At 39.3% G+C, this 19,787-nt stretch carries 18 protein-coding genes and 1 riboswitch; of the genes, 4 read left to right on the plus strand and 14 right to left on the minus strand.

From position 1 onward, the window contains the following. Window positions 1-45: 45 nt before the first annotated feature. Window positions 46-867, plus strand: a complete 822-nt coding sequence (locus GGQ84_RS04615) for a nitrilase-related carbon-nitrogen hydrolase (protein ID WP_429159796.1) — start codon at window positions 46-48, stop codon at window positions 865-867. Window positions 868-935: 68 nt separating this feature from the next. Here the strand turns inward: GGQ84_RS04615 and GGQ84_RS04620 are convergent, their stop codons facing one another. The 10 genes from GGQ84_RS04620 to GGQ84_RS04665 form a co-directional block, all read right to left on the minus strand. Next, window positions 936-2,612 (minus strand): L-lactate permease, encoded by a 1,677-nt coding sequence (locus GGQ84_RS04620; protein WP_429159799.1) that lies wholly within the window; start codon window positions 2,610-2,612, stop codon window positions 936-938. A gap of 212 nt (window positions 2,613-2,824) precedes the next feature. Next, window positions 2,825-3,268: a hypothetical protein gene (locus tag GGQ84_RS04625; protein WP_429159802.1), complete on the minus strand. Its 444-nt coding sequence runs from the start codon at window positions 3,266-3,268 to the stop codon at window positions 2,825-2,827. A 95-nt stretch (window positions 3,269-3,363) separates the two neighbouring features. Beyond that, entirely contained in the window at window positions 3,364-4,458 is a 1,095-nt protein-coding gene (locus GGQ84_RS04630; RefSeq protein ID WP_429159804.1) for a tungsten cofactor oxidoreductase radical SAM maturase, read from the minus strand. Between the two features lie 10 nt (window positions 4,459-4,468). Beyond that, entirely contained in the window at window positions 4,469-4,708 is a 240-nt protein-coding gene (locus tag GGQ84_RS04635; RefSeq protein ID WP_429159806.1) for a MoaD/ThiS family protein, read from the minus strand. A gap of 81 nt (window positions 4,709-4,789) precedes the next feature. After that, window positions 4,790-6,520: an aldehyde ferredoxin oxidoreductase family protein gene (locus tag GGQ84_RS04640; RefSeq protein WP_429159811.1), complete on the minus strand. Its 1,731-nt coding sequence runs from the start codon at window positions 6,518-6,520 to the stop codon at window positions 4,790-4,792. Between the two features lie 94 nt (window positions 6,521-6,614). Then, window positions 6,615-7,775, minus strand: coding sequence for an iron-containing alcohol dehydrogenase (locus GGQ84_RS04645; RefSeq protein WP_429159814.1), 1,161 nt, complete (start codon window positions 7,773-7,775; stop codon window positions 6,615-6,617). A 226-nt stretch (window positions 7,776-8,001) separates the two neighbouring features. Next, window positions 8,002-9,378, minus strand: a complete 1,377-nt coding sequence (locus GGQ84_RS04650) for a sigma-54-dependent transcriptional regulator (protein WP_429159817.1) — start codon at window positions 9,376-9,378, stop codon at window positions 8,002-8,004. Beyond that, window positions 9,365-10,726, minus strand: coding sequence for an ATP-binding protein (locus GGQ84_RS04655; protein ID WP_429159820.1), 1,362 nt, complete (start codon window positions 10,724-10,726; stop codon window positions 9,365-9,367). The genes GGQ84_RS04650 and GGQ84_RS04655 overlap by 14 nt, the downstream gene beginning before the upstream one ends. 25 nt (window positions 10,727-10,751) lie before the next feature. Further along, a complete protein-coding gene (locus GGQ84_RS04660) occupies window positions 10,752-11,900 on the minus strand; it encodes an iron-containing alcohol dehydrogenase (protein ID WP_429159823.1) in 1,149 nt (382 codons plus the stop codon). Between the two features lie 6 nt (window positions 11,901-11,906). Next, on the minus strand, window positions 11,907-13,097 hold the full coding sequence (locus GGQ84_RS04665) for a M20 family metallopeptidase (RefSeq protein WP_429159825.1): 1,191 nt from the start codon (window positions 13,095-13,097) through the stop codon (window positions 11,907-11,909). A gap of 183 nt (window positions 13,098-13,280) precedes the next feature. On the opposite strand from GGQ84_RS04665, the gene GGQ84_RS04670 reads away from it, so the two are divergent. Beyond that, window positions 13,281-14,840, plus strand: coding sequence for an ASKHA domain-containing protein (locus GGQ84_RS04670; RefSeq protein WP_429159826.1), 1,560 nt, complete (start codon window positions 13,281-13,283; stop codon window positions 14,838-14,840). 62 nt (window positions 14,841-14,902) lie between these two features. Here the strand turns inward: GGQ84_RS04670 and GGQ84_RS04675 are convergent, their stop codons facing one another. Then, window positions 14,903-15,520 carry a nitroreductase family protein gene (locus tag GGQ84_RS04675; RefSeq protein WP_429159829.1) on the minus strand — a complete coding sequence of 206 codons (618 nt, stop codon included), beginning with the start codon at window positions 15,518-15,520 and terminating at the stop codon, window positions 14,903-14,905. 138 nt (window positions 15,521-15,658) lie between these two features. Continuing rightward, window positions 15,659-15,763, plus strand: a riboswitch (SAM riboswitch). Window positions 15,764-15,837: 74 nt separating this feature from the next. Here GGQ84_RS04675 and metA point away from each other — a divergent pair. Beyond that, complete coding sequence (gene metA, locus GGQ84_RS04680) at window positions 15,838-16,779, plus strand: homoserine O-acetyltransferase MetA (protein ID WP_429159831.1); 942 nt, start codon at window positions 15,838-15,840, stop codon at window positions 16,777-16,779. Window positions 16,780-16,827: 48 nt separating this feature from the next. Here metA and GGQ84_RS04685 read toward each other — a convergent pair whose 3' ends face one another. Beyond that, the gene (locus GGQ84_RS04685) at window positions 16,828-18,636 is read right to left on the minus strand and encodes a MutS family DNA mismatch repair protein (RefSeq protein WP_429159833.1); all 1,809 of its coding nucleotides are present in this window, start codon (window positions 18,634-18,636) and stop codon (window positions 16,828-16,830) included. Window positions 18,637-18,726: 90 nt separating this feature from the next. Here GGQ84_RS04685 and GGQ84_RS04690 point away from each other — a divergent pair, with 90 nt between their 5' ends. Next, a complete protein-coding gene (locus GGQ84_RS04690) occupies window positions 18,727-19,305 on the plus strand; it encodes a LysM peptidoglycan-binding domain-containing protein (RefSeq protein ID WP_429159836.1) in 579 nt (192 codons plus the stop codon). A gap of 30 nt (window positions 19,306-19,335) precedes the next feature. Here GGQ84_RS04690 and GGQ84_RS04695 read toward each other — a convergent pair whose 3' ends face one another. Both GGQ84_RS04695 and GGQ84_RS04700 read right to left on the minus strand, forming a co-directional pair. Continuing rightward, window positions 19,336-19,524, minus strand: coding sequence for an LPXTG cell wall anchor domain-containing protein (locus GGQ84_RS04695; protein ID WP_429159838.1), 189 nt, complete (start codon window positions 19,522-19,524; stop codon window positions 19,336-19,338). An 11-nt stretch (window positions 19,525-19,535) separates the two neighbouring features. Next, a complete protein-coding gene (locus GGQ84_RS04700) occupies window positions 19,536-19,787 on the minus strand; it encodes a hypothetical protein (RefSeq protein WP_429159841.1) in 252 nt (83 codons plus the stop codon).

Genomic DNA, 19,787 nt, shown 5'->3' on the forward strand with positions numbered 1-19,787 from the left:
ATGTCATACTCTATATATATAAGTAATTTAAAAGGAGGAGATAATATGCTACAAGTAGCAGCTATTCAAATGACTCCCATCATGAACGACATAGAAAGCAACTTAAAGCGAGGTCTTCAGCTCATTGACCAAGCTAGTTACCAAGAGGCAGATTTAATCGTCTTCCCTGAACTTTGGACTACAGGCTATTATTTATCCAAAGAAGCATTTACCCATTTAGCTGAAACCCCAGATGGTCAAACCATCACTTCAATTCAAGAGGCAGCATTGAGCGCCAACGCTTCAATAGTTTGTCCTTTTGTTGAACAAGGCTACGATGACAATCTGTACGTATCTGCAGCAATTATAAGCAACAGAGGAGAACTACAGGGTATTGTTCACAAGAGTATGCTCTGGGGGCGAGAGCAACATATATTCACTGAAGGTAAGCTCAACTACCCAGTATTTGACACTAAGATCGGTAAGATTGGAGTGCTAATCTGCTATGAAATGGAATTTCCCGAAACCTCGAGATTGTTAACTCTAGGTGGTGCTGAATTAATCGTATGTCCATCTGTATGGAGTATGGCTGCATCTCACCGCTGGGATATTCAGCTTCCCGCTAGAGCATTAGATAATACTGTTTACGTGCTAGGAGTTAATACAGTGGGCAACAACAGCTGTGGTAAAAGCAAATTGGTAAGTCCATTGGGTGATATTTTGGCAGAGGCGTCTGACAAAAAGGAGGAGCTGCTAGTCAGAGCAATTGATAAAGAGGCCCTTTACTGGGCAAGAGAAGAGGTTCCTTATATATCTGATTACAGAAATAAGCTAACACCTGGCGGCGAAGGATATCCATGTGAGATGGAAAACATAACAAAAGAATAATAAATAATAAAGAAAACAGATAATCCAGCTTTGGATCATCTGTTTTCTTTATTTGATATTTTCACAACTTAGAATATTACTCCAGAATAAATATTTACTGCAAAAAAGGTAAATATACCCACAGCCACAGCATATATAGTAGCTGGAATAAAGTTCTTTTTAATGATTGTTCCTTCTACGCCAACTAACCCCACTGTGGCGCTTGCAGCAACTACGTTGTGTACTGCTATCATGTTTCCAATAGCACCACCTACATTGTGTACACCTAAAATAATGATCTTAGATATATCTAACTGCTCGGCCACACCAAATTGAAATTGTGAGAATAATATATTTGAAACTGTATTAGAACCAGACATAAAGGCACCAAGTACTCCTACAAAAGGTGCAAATAGCGGCCATGTGTCACCTGCTAATCCTGCAGTTGCCGTGGACATGGTTAACATCATACCGTCCATATTGTTCATATTTACATTAGATTGAACCATTACCTGAACCATAGCAACAGCAAAAACTAATGCGATGGTAGCTGGAACTAGCTGTCTAAATGTGCCTACCCAAGCTTCTTTCACTTTGTTTGCTGGCATTTTGTGAATAAATATTGTAATTAGCGCTACTAAAGTAAAGGGAACAGTTCCCGGTAGATACAAGTACTGCAAGGTGTAATCTATTCCAGACCCTAAAATATTGTTCCACTCCAATACATAGCTGGTCAATACGTTCTGGAGCCCTAACTGAGGAATTCTGGTGAACACTAGAATTAAGGCAATAAGCATATAGGGTGTCCAAGCTAGCCATAATGGCATATTGCTCTCTTCTTCTTTATCCTGCTTTACAATCCCAACCCATGTCTTTTCCCATTTTTCTCTAGCTGGGAAATCCCATTTTGTCTTCGGCACTAAGAAGCCCTTTTTAGCTGAAAATAGGATTATAGGCAATGCAATTAATGCTCCAACTAATGATGGAAACTCTGGCCCCAAGTAAACAGCCGTAAGAAAAAATGGAATGGTAAAGGCTAGTCCACTAAAAATAGCAAAGGGCGCAGCTTCTAAAGCCGGTTTAATTGAACGCTCTTCTCCAAAAAATAAAGTTAAAATACCAATTGCTAACAACGGTATAAATGTACCCACCATAACGTGAGGAACTGCACTCCAAATGCCTACTTGAAAAATAAATTCAGCAAAAGTCATATCCACCGGTAATTTTTCAAGTATCTGTGGTGCATTCATTACTGATGCTGTACCACCCACAACAGGAGTTCCCACAGCTCCAAAACTAACAGCTGTACTGTCAAAAATTAGTGCACAGATAACTGCCGCTAGCGGAGGAAATCCTAATCCCACTAAAAGTGGTCCCGCAAGAGCCGCTGGTGTACCAAATCCTGCTGCACCCTCGATAAAGGAACCAAATATCCAACCAACAATTATAGCCTGTATTCTTCTATCAGAGGTAATTCCATAAAATCCTCTGTTGATGGTAGCCATGGCTCCACTCTTTTTAAGAGTGTTTAAGATCAAAATTGCTCCAAATATAATAATTAAAATGTTAAAAGCAGAAAGGAATCCAAATACTGTTGCTGCTACTAGTCTTGTGGTTGTCATGCCCCATACTATTGCACCTACAAGACAAGCAAGAACCCACGCTACTGGCATAACTCTCTTGGCAGGCCAAGAAAATACGGTCATCATTACAATAGTGAATACAATTGGGATAAATGCTGCTGCTGCCAATAAAAATAACTCCATTTTTCTGTTACTCCCCTTTTCTGATTATTTTGCAAATAAAAGCTTACCATGAGAACTGTCACAAAGTCCATCTTAACACGATAAGTACTACAAATATTAAAATTATCAATACTGACAATATTGTGTCTTGAATTAATTTTAACAAATATTAATTAATTAAAAAAAATAGCACTTAAAGAGCTATTTTTATTTTCCCCTCAAATTTTAAATTTTTATTTTGATATTTGTCTCAATTTCATAATAAAGCCAACTGTGAAAACTAAAAACATTAGACCATAAGAAATTAACAAAAATCTGTTATCTACAACTCCTGGATTAAATACCATCCAAACTTGACCACTAATAGCCGCGGTAGGTATGGCATAAAATTGCGATAAAGCAGCTAGATAAATATTTCGAGCTTCTTCAGAAACTATAAAAAATGACCAATAATATACAAGTCCTGAGATAACTGTCAAGCTATTTCCGAGAAAGTAACTAACTCCCTTACCTATACTCATATCGGCAAAAAGCATCCCAACCCAAAACCAAAAAGCTAAAAATAAGCCCGACAAAAATATGGGGAAATTATAGCCAAAATAGGGAGAGCTTACTATAATTCCTAGAGCCATTGGTACAAATATCAATAAAAGAACTTTTAAGTCGCCACTTCTCATATTCCCTTCTCCTCTCGTTTTTACTTCTTTTAAAGTACATTTTACCATCTATTGCTTTAGGGTACAAGAAAAGAGTCCAGCCATAAAGACTGGACTTAAGGACATAAAATCAATTTTCTAGACCACAGACAATCTGCACAAGTGGGACTGTTTCCCCAGCAGTCTAGCTGATTATCATCTACCATAGAGCATCCATCTAAGTATTTACAGTCAGTACAAGATGGAAAGTGGAACTCATTTACTGTAGTTCTGAACTTAAGAAATTCATCACCCATCCATATATCCTTTAATGCCTCATAATCTATATTGCCAAAGTGGTGGGGCTTAACCTCTTTTTTCCGCCCGTAAACAAAGCAACTATAGTGATGCATGGCTGAATAACAAGGGCTTACATTACCCTCCCAAGTTATACTTACAGTTTTGTCATCTACAAAATCACATTTTCTAGTAGTTCTTAGCTTCATTTCCGGTACCTTGGCTCTAAACAACAAGTATGATGAACCAGGGCCAATCATTAGGTCATCCTCTTCCCCATCATAGAGTTCTTGCCCTACCATATCTTCACTGTAGGGAAGCAAGTTTGTTACTATAACAAATCCTGCTCGCAGTTTATCAGCTAGCTTTAACAACTTGGGCAATTTGTGGATATTTTGTTTCATAGCAACAAATTCTATCCCCAATTCCAAGCCTGTAGCCTTTTGCTCCTGCTTCACTCGATTTAGAGTTTCTATGTTTTGAATAACCTGTGAAAATTCAGAGCCTACTCGAATTTTATTGTACTCTTCCTCATCAGGTCCATCTAAAGAAATCACTAAACGGCTTAAGCCAATCCTAGCTAACCCCTTGCACATTTTTTCATCTAATAGATATCCATTAGATATCATTTCTAAGCGCAAACCCTTGTTCTTCAAAGCCTCCAAAAATTCCAGTATTTTCGGATGACTCATAGGCTCTCCAAACCCTCCAAAATGAATTGTCTGCAACTGGGGAAGTTCATCAATTTGTTCTAAAAAATTTGCAAAGGTTTGCTCAGACATGTAACCTTGGTCATTCTTCCATGAGTGTCTTATACAAGTAGTGCAATCGAGATTACAGCGGTTGGTAACTTCTAAGTAAATTTTTTTTACATCTGGTTTCTTTTCAACAACTTTAATAATGTCTCCCTGTTTTATCCTTATCTCCTCTGCCATGAATCAGGTTTTACCCTCCTCCCACAGGCGGAAAAAATCCAATTCTGTCGCCATCTTTTATCTTATGATCTAAGTTCCCTTGAATTCCATTTATCATAATTAGATGAATTTGTACAAATGGAAGTTCCAAGCGCTCTGCCAACTCTCGCACTGTTTCCTCTCCCTGGGGATTATACTTATATACTCCATCAACTGTATCCGGTGGATAATAATCCCTTAGGGTTGCAAAAAGCCTAACCTCTACAGCCATTTTCCTCACCTCTTTGCCTTTATAAGTGGGAAAAAAGAGAGGTCAGACACGTGGCTAACCTCTCTTTTTTGCTTATTTAAACTAAAATCTGTTAACAGTATCCATTTCTTCCTCTGAAACATCGAACTTCACACCGTGAGGTAGCAGCTCCTCTTCCTGGAAGAATTCTGGCAATCTGTCGTGAGCTTTTGTGAACCCAGCTCTATCGTTGAACGCTTTTTCTGCAGTTAAGATTGCCTTTCCTAGCTCAGTTACGTCATCTCCAGTTAAGCTTAAACCATACTGAGCATTTAACATTTCCACTATTGCTTCTAGAGCAGATGCATTGTCCAACACCGCAAAGGCCACAAACAAGCACAATCCAGTTGCATCTACAGCAGCAGTGGCAATTTGTAAATCTTGAGAAAGCTTAACTTGATTGTCAGCTTTCAGTGGGTCAATCTCCCCTCCAACTTTCAGGATGTTTGCAGTAACACTGTATCCCGCAGTATGGTCTGCACCCATAGGTGTTGTGGCATATGTAACACCAACACCTTTAACTGCTCTCGGGTCATAGGCAGGAATACCTTGTCGCTTAACAGTTGGTACTCTTGTCACTCCATAAACTTGACCAACTACCTCTGTTCCACAACCTAACAGCCTACCTAAAGGTGTACCCTGCTTGATGTCCTCAAATAATCTCAATACGCCTTCCTTATCACCAAAAGGAATAATATTGGCTTCCATAGCCACTCCCATGGTAACACCCATCTCTATTGTATCTACACCAATGTCATCACAGTATCTGTCCATCTCTGCGATTGCATCTAAATCGTCAATTTCACAGTTAGAACCGAATGCCCATATTGTCTCATACTCAAATCCAGCTGTTAAGTACTCACCTTTAGCATTGTTGAAAATCTGTGAGCAACCCATAATACACCCTGGGTGACATGCGTGAGAAACCTTTCCACCTCTCTCTTTAATCAAGTCAGTCATGGTCTCTCCGCTAATTTTTTGTGCTGTATCATATCGTCCTGTAGCAAAGTTTCTAGTTGGAAGTCCCCCTGCCTCATTCAAAATATTTACAAGTACTGCAGTCCCATAGTTTCTCAAAGCCTCACCAGAAACTGGGTGTTCTAGAATTGCTTTAGAGAATTTCTTACTAGCTGTTTTAAACGCCTCAGGGTCAGCTAATGGGAGCTCTTCTGTTCCTGCATCGTCAATAATCATAGCCTTAATCTTCTTAGAGCCCATTACTGCTCCTAAGCCACCACGACCTGCATGTCTTGCAGGACGCCCTTCAGTATCTGACACGGCAATACTTGCTGCAGACATCCTGAACTCTCCTGCCTGACCAATAGAAACTATAGTAACTTTTTCGCCGTATTTGGCTCTCAGCTTGTCACCAACTTCGTAGTTGCCAAGGCCTATTAGTTCCTTATCCGCAACTTCGATTTTTACGCCATCTTTATTTACTACTATTACGTAAAAATCATCTCCTGCTGGAATATCTTCAATTACAAGACCGCGAATACCAAGTTTAGCTAGCTTTTGAGCAGCTGTTCCACCTGCGTTACTCTCCTTGATAGTCTTTGTTAACGGAGCCAAGCCTCCTACAGAAAGTCTACCAGAGCTAGGTGCTCTAGTTCCTGATAATAAACCTGGAGCAAAAATCAATTTGTTGTTCTTTCCTAATGGGTGGGCTGTTGCCTTAACCTCATCATTGATAAAAGATGAAGTCATTGCCCTTCCTCCAAAGGCCTGATAAGCCTGTGGCACATCACCAATATTTACATCTAGAATACTCATATTCACTCTCACAAACTTCATTCACTTACCCCCTTAAAAAAATTAGTACGTCCAATTATAATTATAAGAGTTTGTGCTTCCCAGTTCAATAGATATTTCTAAAAACGTTAATATATTACATGGAATTTTTGAAAATTTGAATAACATCTTCTAGTGTTGCTTTTCTTGGGTTAGTCAAGCTGCATGCGTCCTTCATTGCATTTTCAGCCATTACCTTTAAGTCTTTCTCTTTCACATCCAACTCTGCAAGCCCTGCTGGAATGCCAATATCCTCTGAGAGCTTAACAATAGCTTCTAACGCTACATCTGCCGCATCTCTCACCGATAGACCTTCAACGTTCTCACCAAAGGCTTTAGCTATTTCTACAAATCGCTCTGGATTACTTATTAGATTAAATCTTTCCACGTGGGGAAGGAGAATTGCATTGCAAACACCGTGAGGTAAATTATAGAATCCACCGAGCTGGTGTGCCATAGCGTGTACATACCCTAGACTGGCATTGTTGAACGCCATTCCACCCAAAAACTGCGCGTAAGCCATTTTATCCCTAGCCTCAAAGTCATCTCCATTGGCTACTGCTTTGCGGAGGTTTTCTGAAATTAACTTTATGGCCATAAGTGCTGCGGAATCAGTTACCGGAGTTGCCGCTGTAGATACATATGCTTCTATAGCATGAGTTAACGCATCCATGCCTGTAGCCGCTGTAAGTGCCGAGGGCTTTTTCATCATTAGAATGGGATCATTTATGGAAACATTTGGAGTACATCTCCAATCGACTATTGCCATTTTGATATGTCTATCTGTGTCTGTAATAATACAAAAGCGAGTCATCTCACTAGCAGTACCGGCAGTTGTATTAATTGCCACTAGAGGTGCCATGGGCTTTGTAGACTTATCAACACCTTCATAATCTCTGATATTGCCGCCATTACCTGCTACAATTCCAATTCCCTTGGCACAATCGTGGGCAGATCCCCCGCCTAGGGAAACAATAATATCGCAGCCATTTTCTTGAAAAGCTTTTAGTCCTGCTTCTACATTTTTATCTGTAGGGTTAGGCTCTGCTCCATCAAATACCACTACTTCTATGTTTGCTTCTTCAAGAATAGCCTTTATTTCGTCAGCCATACCCATTTTATTTAACACTGCATCAGTTACAATTAATGCCTTCTTCCCACCTATTCCCTTTACCTGCTCTCCCACCTGCTTTACAGCTCCAGCTCCCATTAAGTTAACATTAGGCATAAAGAAACCATACACTTGTTCCATAGTCATTTGTCATTCCTCCTTTTGATTTTACTTACAACAACTATATATAAGCAATAAATATGCCAACTTTCAGTCAAACTGGCTAAAACCCATAATATCAAAGGGAATTTAATAAGTTAAAATTAGAGCACTACTGAATATTTTGAATAAACTAAAATAATTGTTCAAAAAAAGAACAGTTGTCCTACAAATTCGGACCAACTGCTCCAATTATGAACAATTAATACTCATACTAACTTTCATTAATATTCAATTTACTCATTTTTCTATAGAGGGTATTTCTCCCTATACCTAAATCTTTCGCTGCATTTGTAATATTACCTCTACAGCGCTCCAAAGTACTAATTATTAACTGTCGCTCCATTTCTGCTAATGTAATGGGTTTAGTAGCTAACTCTATAGCACTATTATCATTTGTGCTTTCCCCATATGCATAGTCCCTTACTATTTTTTTAGGCAGGTGTTTTGGCAATATTAAGCTTCCTTCTGCCACCACTGCTGATTGTTCAACCACATTAATTAACTCACGGATATTGCCAGGCCAATGATAATCCTTTAGGCTTTCCATTGTTTTTAGAGCAAAACCTTTCACATCTATTCCCTTGTTTTTGACTTTTGTTTGCAATATGTGATGTGCTAAGTCCGGTATATCCTCTTTTCGCTCTCTCAAGGGGGGAATGTGTAATCTCACTACGTCAAGCCTAAAGTATAGATCCTGCCTAAACTTATCCTGGGCTACAGCAGTTTCTAAATCAACATTTGTAGCTGCGATAATTCTTACATCTGAGTATAACTTCTCTCTACCGCCTACTGGAATAAATTCTCCAGACTCAAGAATACGCAATAGCTTTACCTGTATTGCCTGACTAGCCTCACCGATTTCATCTAAAAATAAAGTACCACTATGGGCTAACTGAAAAAAACCTTGCCTGCGCTGATCTGCACCGGTAAAAGCTCCTTTCTCATAGCCAAACAATTCACTTTCTAACAATGTATCTACAACAGCACCGCAATTTAATGCAAAAAAAGGACCATTGCGCCTACTACTACATTGGTGTACAAAACGCGCTAATAGATCTTTGCCTGTCCCTGTTTCTCCTGTTATAAGCACCGAAAGATCTTTGGTTGCTATTTTCACGGCTAGCTTCAGTAACTCCCTAAAATTAGCATTATTGCCCACTACTATTCCTAATTCTTTACACACATCTTGATAATTCTCTTCCAAAAGTCGATCCCTATGGCTTCTTTGAATAGCCTTCTCAATAAGCTTTTCTAATTGCTCAATATCTTCAAAGGGCTTATTGACATAATCTAAAGCACCCAATTGAATGGCCTTAACAGCTGACTTAATGGTACTATAACCGGTCATTATTATGACCTCACAATTGCTGTTCCCTTGCTTGATATATTCCAAAATATCCAGTCCACTACAGTCGGGAAGCTTCAGGTCTAACAGGGCCAAATCAAAGGTGTTTTTATCTAAAAGGCTTTTTGCTTTATTTCCCGATGAGGCCACCTGCAACCTGTAGTTACTCTCCTCCAGTAAATAGGAAAAAAATTTTAGTACTTCCGGCTCATCATCTACAACTAGAACTCTAGGCCTGGCCATAGCTTTCCCCTCCCTCTTTGACAGGAATGTAAACTATAAATGTGCTACCCTCCCCCTCTTTACTTTCCACATGAATTTTACCTCCGTGAGCTTCTATAATTCCCATAGTCACAGACAATCCTAAACCAGTTCCTTGCCCAGGAGGTTTTGTTGTATAGAAAGGGTTAAATATATCTGTCAGCAATTCTTCACTTATGCCAATGCCATTATCCGTCACTGATGTAGTTACACATTTCCCCATAGAAGCGTGGTGCTTCATCCCAGTTCGAAGCCTTATTTCCCCACCTTGCCTATGACTAACTGCATCCTTGGCATTTAATATCAAATTTATCAATACTTGCTCTAACTGCTGACTGCTCCCTTCTATTCGAGGAAGCTCTTTATCTAACTCGACTAGCAGCCTAACATTATTGGAATCAACTTGGTATCTAATTAGATTCAATGCCCGATCTACAATAATATTCATATGAACCATTGTAAAGGGTTGCTGATCTTGCCTTGAAAAAGTCAATAAACCTTCAATAATTTTTTTGCACCTTATTCCTGAATTTACAATATCCGTTGCCAACTTGAATTCTATATTGTTTTCCGATTTGGCTTTTCGCTTTAGTAACTGAGCATCACCTAAGATAGCAGTAAGTGGACTGTTTAACTCATGAGCTATCCCAGCCGCCATTTCACCAATTGCAGCCAGCTTAGCAGATTGTCTTACCTGAGCTTCTATGGCCAGTTTTTTCTTCAACTCATCGTATAACTGAGCATTTTCGATACAAACTGCCAGTTGATCGGCTAACTGTTCACCAAATACCAAATCTAATTTAGTAAAACCTTCCTCATGACCGCTACAGATAGTTAGAACTCCAATCACCTTTTCTTTGGTCACCAGAGGGACCACTATCAGTGCTCTAATTCCCAACTGAGCCAAAACTTGTTCTTCGCAGTATTCATGGTTTTTCACAGAAAATTTAGTTCGCAAAAAACTTCTCTTCTCAGCAACTGACTTCCAAAACAAGGAGTTCCTATCCTCTACACTGCACCGAGTACACTCTAGGCCTCCTACATCCTTTTCAGGTAAGGATACTCTTGTATTTAAATCTTCACCTTCTAATAGATTTAATTCCATAAATTCAAAACTCAATACTTGTCTCAGCTTTTCAGCTACACTTTCCATCATCTCCTGTATTGAAGTATTAACGTTTATGCTCTTTGCAAGTTTATTAATTATTTCAAGCTGAGTATTTTGCTTTTGGGTCTGCAAGTTTTTCTTTTTTAACTCAATATAATAATTTTTTTTGGATGACTTTATACCTGTAAGGTCTTCGATTAAGTTCTTTTTTTGATCATACATCTTGCTTTCCCTCCACAGTTAATGCTTACAATGCTCGATAAAACAACTTCTTTATATCCTCCACACCTGCATCCCGAGGATTAGTTATCAAACAGGCATCTTTTATTGCTTCTTGGCTTAACTCTTCAATTATATCCTTCTTTAAGCCCACCCGGGAAAGATTGGTGGGTATATCTATATCTGAAGCCAATTCTTTAACTGCTTCAACAGCACTCATAGCCAAGTCTCGTTGTGATCTTCCTTGGAAAGGTTGATCAAAGGCAAGTGCTATTTCAGCAAACTTGTCCATAGAGGCAATCATATTATATTCCATAACATAGGGTAACAAAATAGCATTTGCTTCACCATGAGCCATATCTAATACGCCTCCTAATTGGTGAGCCATGGCATGTACTAAACCTAAAATAGCGTTTGAGAAAGCTATTCCCGCTTGCATGCTAGCCATCGCCATTGCTCTCTTTGCTTCTTCATTAGTGCGACTGGCAACTGATTCTCTTAAATTTTTTGCAATAAGTTTAATAGCATTCAATGCGTGGATATCGGATAAGGGCGTACTGGCAACTGAAACATAAGCTTCTATAGCATGGGTTAGCGCATCCATACCTGTGGCTGCAGTTAGCTGGCTATCCTTTGTTGATAGTAACACTGGATCTACTATGGCAATATCAGGAACCAAGGATTTTGAAATCATAGCCATTTTACTCTTCCTATTAGTATCAACAATTACAGAGAATTGAGATACCTCAGATCCCGAACCCGCAGTTGATGGTACTGTGACCATGGGAGGCAAAGGCTTTTTTATTTTATTTACACCTTCATAATCTTTTATTCTGCCACCATTGGAAGTTAATACTGCCACCGCCTTTGCCGAATCAATTGGACTACCTCCACCTATAGCTAGAATAGCATCGCAACCCACTTCTAAGTAGTAATCTCGCCCCTGCTCTACTTCATAATCTTTAGGGTTTGTTGTTACTTGATGCCACACTTCATAGCTCAAACCCTGTTCTTTTAAAAATGGGAGTGCTTTATCAATCCATCCAGCCTCTATTACTCCTTCATCACTCACTATAAATAACTTAGTAGCCCCTAGTCTAGCAGCACTTTCTCCTATTTGGCTAAGTGATTTATCACCGAAAATAATCTCCGGCGTTACAAACTTAGTTATATTCACTAATCACTAATCCCTCCTAGATTTAAATTCACTCCTAATACCACTCATAAGTTCTTTATCTACCATTAAATCAATAGTAGTATAAGCCATTACTTTGGCTGCTCTCATTAATAATCTGCTTCCAAAAACCGAACCAGAAGCTTTTGCAAATTCCTCAGTGTGGGCCATACAGCCTCCAGCCATTTCAAAAGAAAGGTATGGATGAATCGCCGGTACTACCTGGCTAACATTACCCATATCTATTGAGCCACTAGCTTTACTAGGATTAGGAGCTACATCACTCCCAACCTCCCTTAGATTTCGCCGGAAGGCTCCAGCTAACCTCTTATTTGTTACCATTTCGTCATATGAGAGTTCGTAATTCCGGACCTTAACTTTAGCTCCAGCCATCATAGCCGCTCCACTAGCACATTCTATAATGCGCGAAGTTAAACTTTTTAATTTCTGCTTATTAGCGGCTCTTATATACCACCTGGTCACTGCTCTATCCGGTATAACATTAGGCGTATTACCCCCGTCAATAATTACACCGTGAACCCTCATGTCCTCTTCTAGATATTGTCGCATAGCGTTTACGCCGTTATAAAAATTCACAACAGCATCTAAAGCATTAGCACTTATGTATGGAGCTACAGCCGCATGAGCTGATTTCCCAATAAAGGTAAATTCCAAGGCATCCATTGCTAATGATTTAGTTTCAACTGTAGTTGAATCTCCCGGATGAAACATCATGGCTGCATCAATATCTTGGAAGTACCCCTTTTCCACCATAGTGACCTTGCCTCCGCTAGTCTCTTCTGCAGGCGTACCCATTACAACCACTTGACCCTTAATGTTAGTTACATCCAACAATATCTTTACTGCCGTTGCAGCTCCAACAGCAGCTGCTCCAATTAAATTGTGTCCACAACCGTGTCCAATCTCTGGTAGAGCATCATACTCTGCTAAAAGCGCAATCCTAGGCGATCTTCCTGATGCGTACCTAGCTAAAAAGGCAGTTTCCAGCCCGGCTATATTCCTCTCCACCGCAAAGCCTTGTTGACTTAGATAATCCGCAAGTAGCTTTGAAGCATAATACTCTTGATGCCCCAATTCTGGATTTTCATGTATCTTGTCACTTAGCCTTATTATATCACTTTCTAGATCACGCAAAAACAAATCAAGCTGTTTTTTGTACTCATCAATTTTTTTAGACATGAGCTTCCCCACCTCATAAAAACAATTTTTAATTACTTCTACTTCACCTAATGATTTTTCCTGCTTGTGCAAAAATTTAAAATAAATAAAAAAAATAGTATATTTGTCCTAATTATATATTTTATACACCTTCCTGTTTATGATATACTCAAAAAAGGAAATAGAATAGGAAGGGTGACTGTCATGAAAAATATTCTGAGCCAGGGTAAGGAGCTATCCACAGAATTAGACCCCCTTACTGTGAAAGTATTTAAAAGCTTATCTCCCCCAAGCTTGCAAGATAACAGAGGAGATGCAGATCGCATTAGAGCAGTTCTAAGCCCTCATTGCGAAAACTTAGAAATTCCCCTCCCCTTATTAAACAGTTTGCCCAATATCCTGCGCCAGAGTCACTGGCAAGTAACATTGACTATGGGTAAGCTTAAAGGTAGGTATCAGTTGCTTCAAGTGGAACCAGGGGATACCACATCTAACAACTGGGGGGTAGCTGTGGATATTGGTACCACTACTGTTGTTGCCTATTTAGTAGACTTAGTCAGCGGAGAAACTACCCAGATTGCATCTAATTACAATGGCCAGGTGAAATATGGAGAAAACATTTTAACAAGAATTCAGCACAGTTATACTGAAGAAGGTAAACACCAACTACAGCAATCTATTATCGCCACCCTAAACTCTCTTATCGAAGAAGTTGCTCAACTACAAAATATAAGTGCTCGGGACATCACAGCAGCAGCTTTTGCTGGCAACACTACTATGATCCATATGCTGTTAGGCCTTGATGCTTCCCAAGTTTGTAAAGAGCCCTATATCCCTGTCATAAATTCCCCAGATATAATTACAGCATCCCAACTAAACCTTAATATGCTTCCCCATGGACTAATTTATTTTGTTCCCAGCATTGGTAGTTACGTGGGAGGCGATGTAATTGCAGGAGTTCTAGTTAGCGGTATGCACAAGAGCCCAGAAACATCTCTATTAGTGGACATAGGTACTAACGGAGAAAAGATTTTAGGAAATCAAGAGTGGTTAGTCGCCTGTGCTGGAGCTGCAGGTCCTGCCTTAGAAGGCGGTGTAGTTCAGCAAGGAATGAGAGCAGAACCAGGTGCTATTGAGAAAATTCAAATTGATCCCCAGACTAAGAAAGTATCCTATAATACAGTTAACAATATTAGTCCTAAGGGATTATGTGGTTCAGGTTTAGTGGACTGTCTTGCACAGATGCTCTTAAGCGGAATAGTCGACCGTAAAGGCTATTTTAAACAAAATACAAATTCCTACACCCTTGTCTCAGCTGAAGAAAGTGCCAACGGCCTGGATATCTGCATATCTCAATCGGACTTGAAAAATTTAATAAGAACAAAGGGAGCTGTTAACGCCTCTATTTCTGTACTCTTAGAAGCAGTTGGTTGTCCTATGGAGGACATCAAACACTTCTATACAGCAGGAGCTTTTGGTAACTACCTAGATACTGAGTCAGCTATTACAATCGGTTTATACCCAGACTTGCCACGAGAGCGCATAGTTAAGCTGGGAAATAGTTCTGGGACGGGAGCTAAATTAGCTCTGTTATCTCAACAAAAGCGCCAGGAACTTGAAGAAATAGCCAGAAGAATTACTTATTTTGAAATGAATGCTAACCAGGATTTTATGAATAAATATACTTCAGGATTGTTTCTCCCTCACAGTAATTTAGAGCTTTATCCTAGTATTAAAGAAAAGCTTAACAGAAACCCAAAATAACCGAATTTTTAAAGGATGCTTAAACTTCTAAGCATCCTTTAAAAGTATAGAACTGAATTCTCCTAAACCTCTTTTATAATAATCTCCTCTAATGACAGTCTAGGCCTCTGGTTAGGATGCTGATCCGGATATCCAATAGGTAACAATGCCACAACGTGATATCTATCCTCTAGCTCAATTGCCTGCTTTACTTTACCCTGACTGAACATCATCACCCAACAACTTCCTAGCCCCAAGTCTTCCGCCCTCAAGGTGATATGGTCTATTGCAATAGCAGTATTTAGACTCATATACGCCATAGCAGCATGTTGTTCCATCTTTTGCTTTTTGTCTGCATAATTCTCTGGTTCAAATCCTTCTAAGTCAGTTCCCACAAATGCCCCCGATTCTTTCAATTCTGTCGCTCTATCCATAATCGCATTCTTGGTTAAGATTTGGGTGTCTACACAACAGACAATAACCACAGGTGCTTTGCTTACAAAAGACAAGGGTGTGGCTTTTGCTAGCTTAGCCCTAGACTCTGAACTCTTTACAACTACAAAACGCCACGGCTGTAAATTCACCCCAGACGGAGCAAGTCTTGCTGCTTCCAGTAATTCGCGAACCAGCTTATCAGGAACCGGGTCCTCTTTAAACTTCCTGATACTTCTTCTAGCTCGAATAGCATCAATTAATTCCATATAATCACCTCACAAGATTTAGTATTACCCAATATTTTTTACTTCCACAAAATGTTTAGGATTCCTCTGCAGCTTTTCCTTGACATCTCCTGCTACTAGTGATAAATTTAAATAAATTTAATATATTCTTATAAGTATCTCTTATTAAGAGCGGTGGAGGGACTGGCCCAGTGAAGCCCGGCAACCAGCACTACTAGTGCAAGGTGCTAATTCCTGTAGGTTATATTAACCTAGAGATGAGAGAAAAGTATTGCAATTAACATCTCCTTCATCTCAGGGAGAGTTTTTTTATTTTATAGATTTAGGAGGTGCTTTCTATGCCTGTAAAAATACCAGATAATTTACCCGCTACAGAAATATTAAGCCAAGAAAATATTTTCGTAATGAATGAAAACAGAGCTCAAACCCAGGATATTCGTCCTTTACGCGTAGCTATATTAAATCTTATGCCCACAAAAATAGCTACAGAAATTCAGTTGTTGCGACTAATAGGTAACACTCCACTGCAAGTAGACGTGGTATTATTGCATCCAGCTACCCATACATCAAAAAATACTCACCCCGAGCACTTGCAGACTTTTTACAAGACTTTTTCTCATATTAAAAATGAAAAATTTGACGGAATGATAATCACAGGAGCGCCAGTTGAGCAATTGCATTTTAATAAAGTAGATTACTGGAATGAACTAAAAGACATTATGGATTGGACTACAGAAAATGTTACGTCCACTTTCCACATTTGCTGGGGTGCTCAAGCAGGCCTTTGTCATCATTACGGTATCCCTAAACACTCTTTAACAGAGAAAAAATTTGGTGTATTTCCCCACATAACTTGCAAAAAAAATGTTAAGTTACTTCGAGGTTTTGATGATCTTTTTTATGTGCCTCACTCCAGGCATACCGAAGTGAGGCTAGAGGACATTGAAAAAGTACCTGAATTAGAGGTATTATCTGTTTCTCCCGAGGCCGGAGTTTATATGGTGGGGTCTAAAGATGGGCGTCAAATATTTGTAACAGGACACTCGGAATATGATCCAGAGACATTGAAACTAGAATATGAGCGAGATATAAATCAAGGCAAAAACATTACTGTGCCTAAAAACTACTTTCCTAATGACGATCCTTCTGCAGACCCTTTGGTAACTTGGAAGGCTCATGCCAATTTGCTATTTGCCAATTGGTTAAACTACTATGTATATCAAGAAACTCCTTACGATGTTACTAAGATATCCAGTCTCCGAAAACCAAAAGTTACTTAATAGGTAATATAGCTATAGCGGCTCCTCGAGGAACCGCTATATTTCATACTAATCAATACCAGCCATTTTAATCAAATACATGGCATTCCTGGTTGTAGAGATGCCCGACCGCAGTTTATAATCAAACTGTATCTTACCACCTCGGTAGTACTCACGAAAATGGAAATTAATTACACACCCATTGGTTTCTTGCTCGAGCTGTCCTAACTCTAAATCGTGAGTAGATACCAAGCCCATTGCCCCCATCTTTTTCATCTTTTTTATGAGCATCTTTGCCCCATCATGTCTATCAAGGGAATTGGTGCCTTTAAAGATTTCATCTAATAAAAAGAATACTTTCTCACTTTTAGATGCTTCTACAATTTTCTTTATCCGCAATAATTCTGCATAAAAAGAAGACGTACTCTCTTCTAAATTATCACTTACGCGCATGCAAGTATAAACATTCAGCAATGGACATTGAAACTTGCGCGCACATACAGGCGCTCCCGCGTATGCTAGCACAAGATTAATGCCTATAGTACGCAATAAAGTACTCTTCCCTGACATATTGGATCCGGTTATTAGCAGGATATCTGCTGGAGGCTTTATTTCTAAGTCATTACATACCCGCACCTGTCTAGACAATAAAGGATGTCCCATATTTTCAGCAACTATACCGATCTCATCCTGGTTCAGCTTTGGCATTTCCCATTCAGGGTTATCGTATTGTAGTAAAGCCAAACTATTCAACCCTTCAATCTGAGCTATTGCATCTAGCCAATTCTCCAATAATCGCCCTGAATTCACCTTCCATTTCTCTAAGGCAAACATAAAGCGATAGTCCCATAATATCAGTAAATTAATTACCATAAAAATTGAGCTCTGGCGATTAGAAATGGACTGAATTATTTTACTTAGCTCCTGCAATTGCTTCGCCGACAACTCTCCCTTTTCATTCAGCATTTGAACTTGTAACTTTTTCAAGTAAGGGGACTTAAATTTCTCTCTCTCTAAAAGAGCCAACATTTTTTCATAGCTTTTTATGCTATTATTGAACTTGGAAGCAGTAGCCAAAACTTGATTCCTTACACCACTATTAAAAGCCAGGATAGCCGCTTGAATAGCAACCGCAACAAGCAAGAAATAGTAAGGTGTTGCTCCAAAAATGAAAAAGGAAATGGCCAAACTAAATGTTACCACTGGCATAATCTGAATTAAAAGCTTTAATCCTTTGCTTTGATATAATGGTAATCGTTCTCCCCCCCACTTTAATAAGGGTTCCGGATCATCCATATCTCCTTGGCTCAACATCCCCATGGCTTGAAACTCCTGTCTCCACTTGTGCTTTTGAGCTAACTCTAAAACCGCCTCCTGCCTCGAATAGATAGTTTCAATATCATTTTCCTGTTGAGTTAAGTCATCAGCTAACCTTCTGCGCCCTAAAGGAGTTACAGCAGTAGTAATCATTTGAAAAAGAGACCCTTTTCCCACAACATCTAAATCACTGCTGTATGGATGCTCTTCATCTACCAAATCTGCTCCAGTATCTGAGAATTTGCTCCATTCATGATCAAGACGCTTTAAAGCATCGGCATTAATCTGTTCTAGGGCAGAAGCTTTGTCCCGATGTTCAATTTGCTTGTTATGGGTAAATACAAGGTATATAAATATTGCCAGAGCTATAATCAATACTCCTATACTCATATAAAGCTCATCTTGAAATGATAAATATGCAGCTGTTCCAGCACCTAACCCAAAAACACCTAACCGCAAATTACTTATTGCATTTACCCTGTTGTGATGTTTTTCTCTCTGGCCCTTAAAGCGTTTGTGTCTGCGCTCATATTCTGTGCGCAGCTCAAAAGTACTAGTCATTGCTTTCCTCCTAATTCACATTTGCTGATTAACTACATAGTATATTCAAAGGCAATATGCCTTAACGCGATTATGTAGAGGTGAATACCAATGTCTCATAAGTGTCCTGAAATAACACAGCCCTATACTATTAAACCGGGCGATACCTTCTTTAAATTATCTCAGCGCTTTAATACTACTGTTGCTGCAATTCAAAGTGCAAACCCCAACGTTAATCCTCTTAACTTGCAGATAGGTCAAGTTATTTGTATCCCTAAAAAACCAGCACCTACGCCTACACCAGTTCCCACACCAACTCCCAGACCGCCATTTCCTGAATGTCCTCCTGATAGCATCTTTTTCGAAGTAGACGAAGGAGATACTCTTGCAACCATTGCCGATGAATTTGGGCTATCTGTGCGGATATTAATAGCTGCTAATCCTCATATAGACCCAAGTGTTCCCCTAGTGCCAGGTGAGATTTTATGCATACCACCTGTACCAGAATGCCCAGAAAATACAACCCTCTATCTGATAGAGGAGGGTGATACATTTGCCACAATAGCAGAGCTATTTGGTATAGAATTAGAAGCACTTATTGATTTAAACCCTCATGTTGACTCTGCAAACCCTGAAGTTGGTGTAGTTATCTGCTTACCCGTTGATTTCCCTGATCCGGGATATGGCTAAATACCGCAAGGTAATTTTTCCTTGCGGTATTTAGGTTAAAAACCAGTCAACAATGTACTGGAATGTATTAAAAAAAATAGCCCATAACGAGGTTACTATGATTAATTCCATCACTTTCTCTTGCTTAGGCACATCTTTTTTCTTTTTTATAAATACTAAATACCATATAATAGCAAATACAATGGCCCCCACTGCTGTTCCCAGAATGTTCCCCGTCATATTTATCCCCCCTAGTCATAATAATCCTGCTTCTGAACTGTCTTCCAGACGGCAAGTGACGAGTAATGCATTACCCAGTATACAAACATCCCGATAATAGGAAGGGAAAAAGATACACAAAACCATAGTACTGGAGAAGTCCCCCGCAAAGCAAATACTTGGCGCCGCTGAGCATCCTGATACACAAAAATAGAAAGGGATAGGTGCGTAGGTATAAACACCACAATCCATGTTATCCATAAAATATGCAAAAATAACTCCAT

Source organism: Desulfitispora alkaliphila (assembly GCF_050433185.1).
In the GTDB taxonomy this organism is placed as follows: Bacteria; Bacillota; Desulfitisporia; order Desulfitisporales; family Desulfitisporaceae; genus Desulfitispora; species Desulfitispora alkaliphila.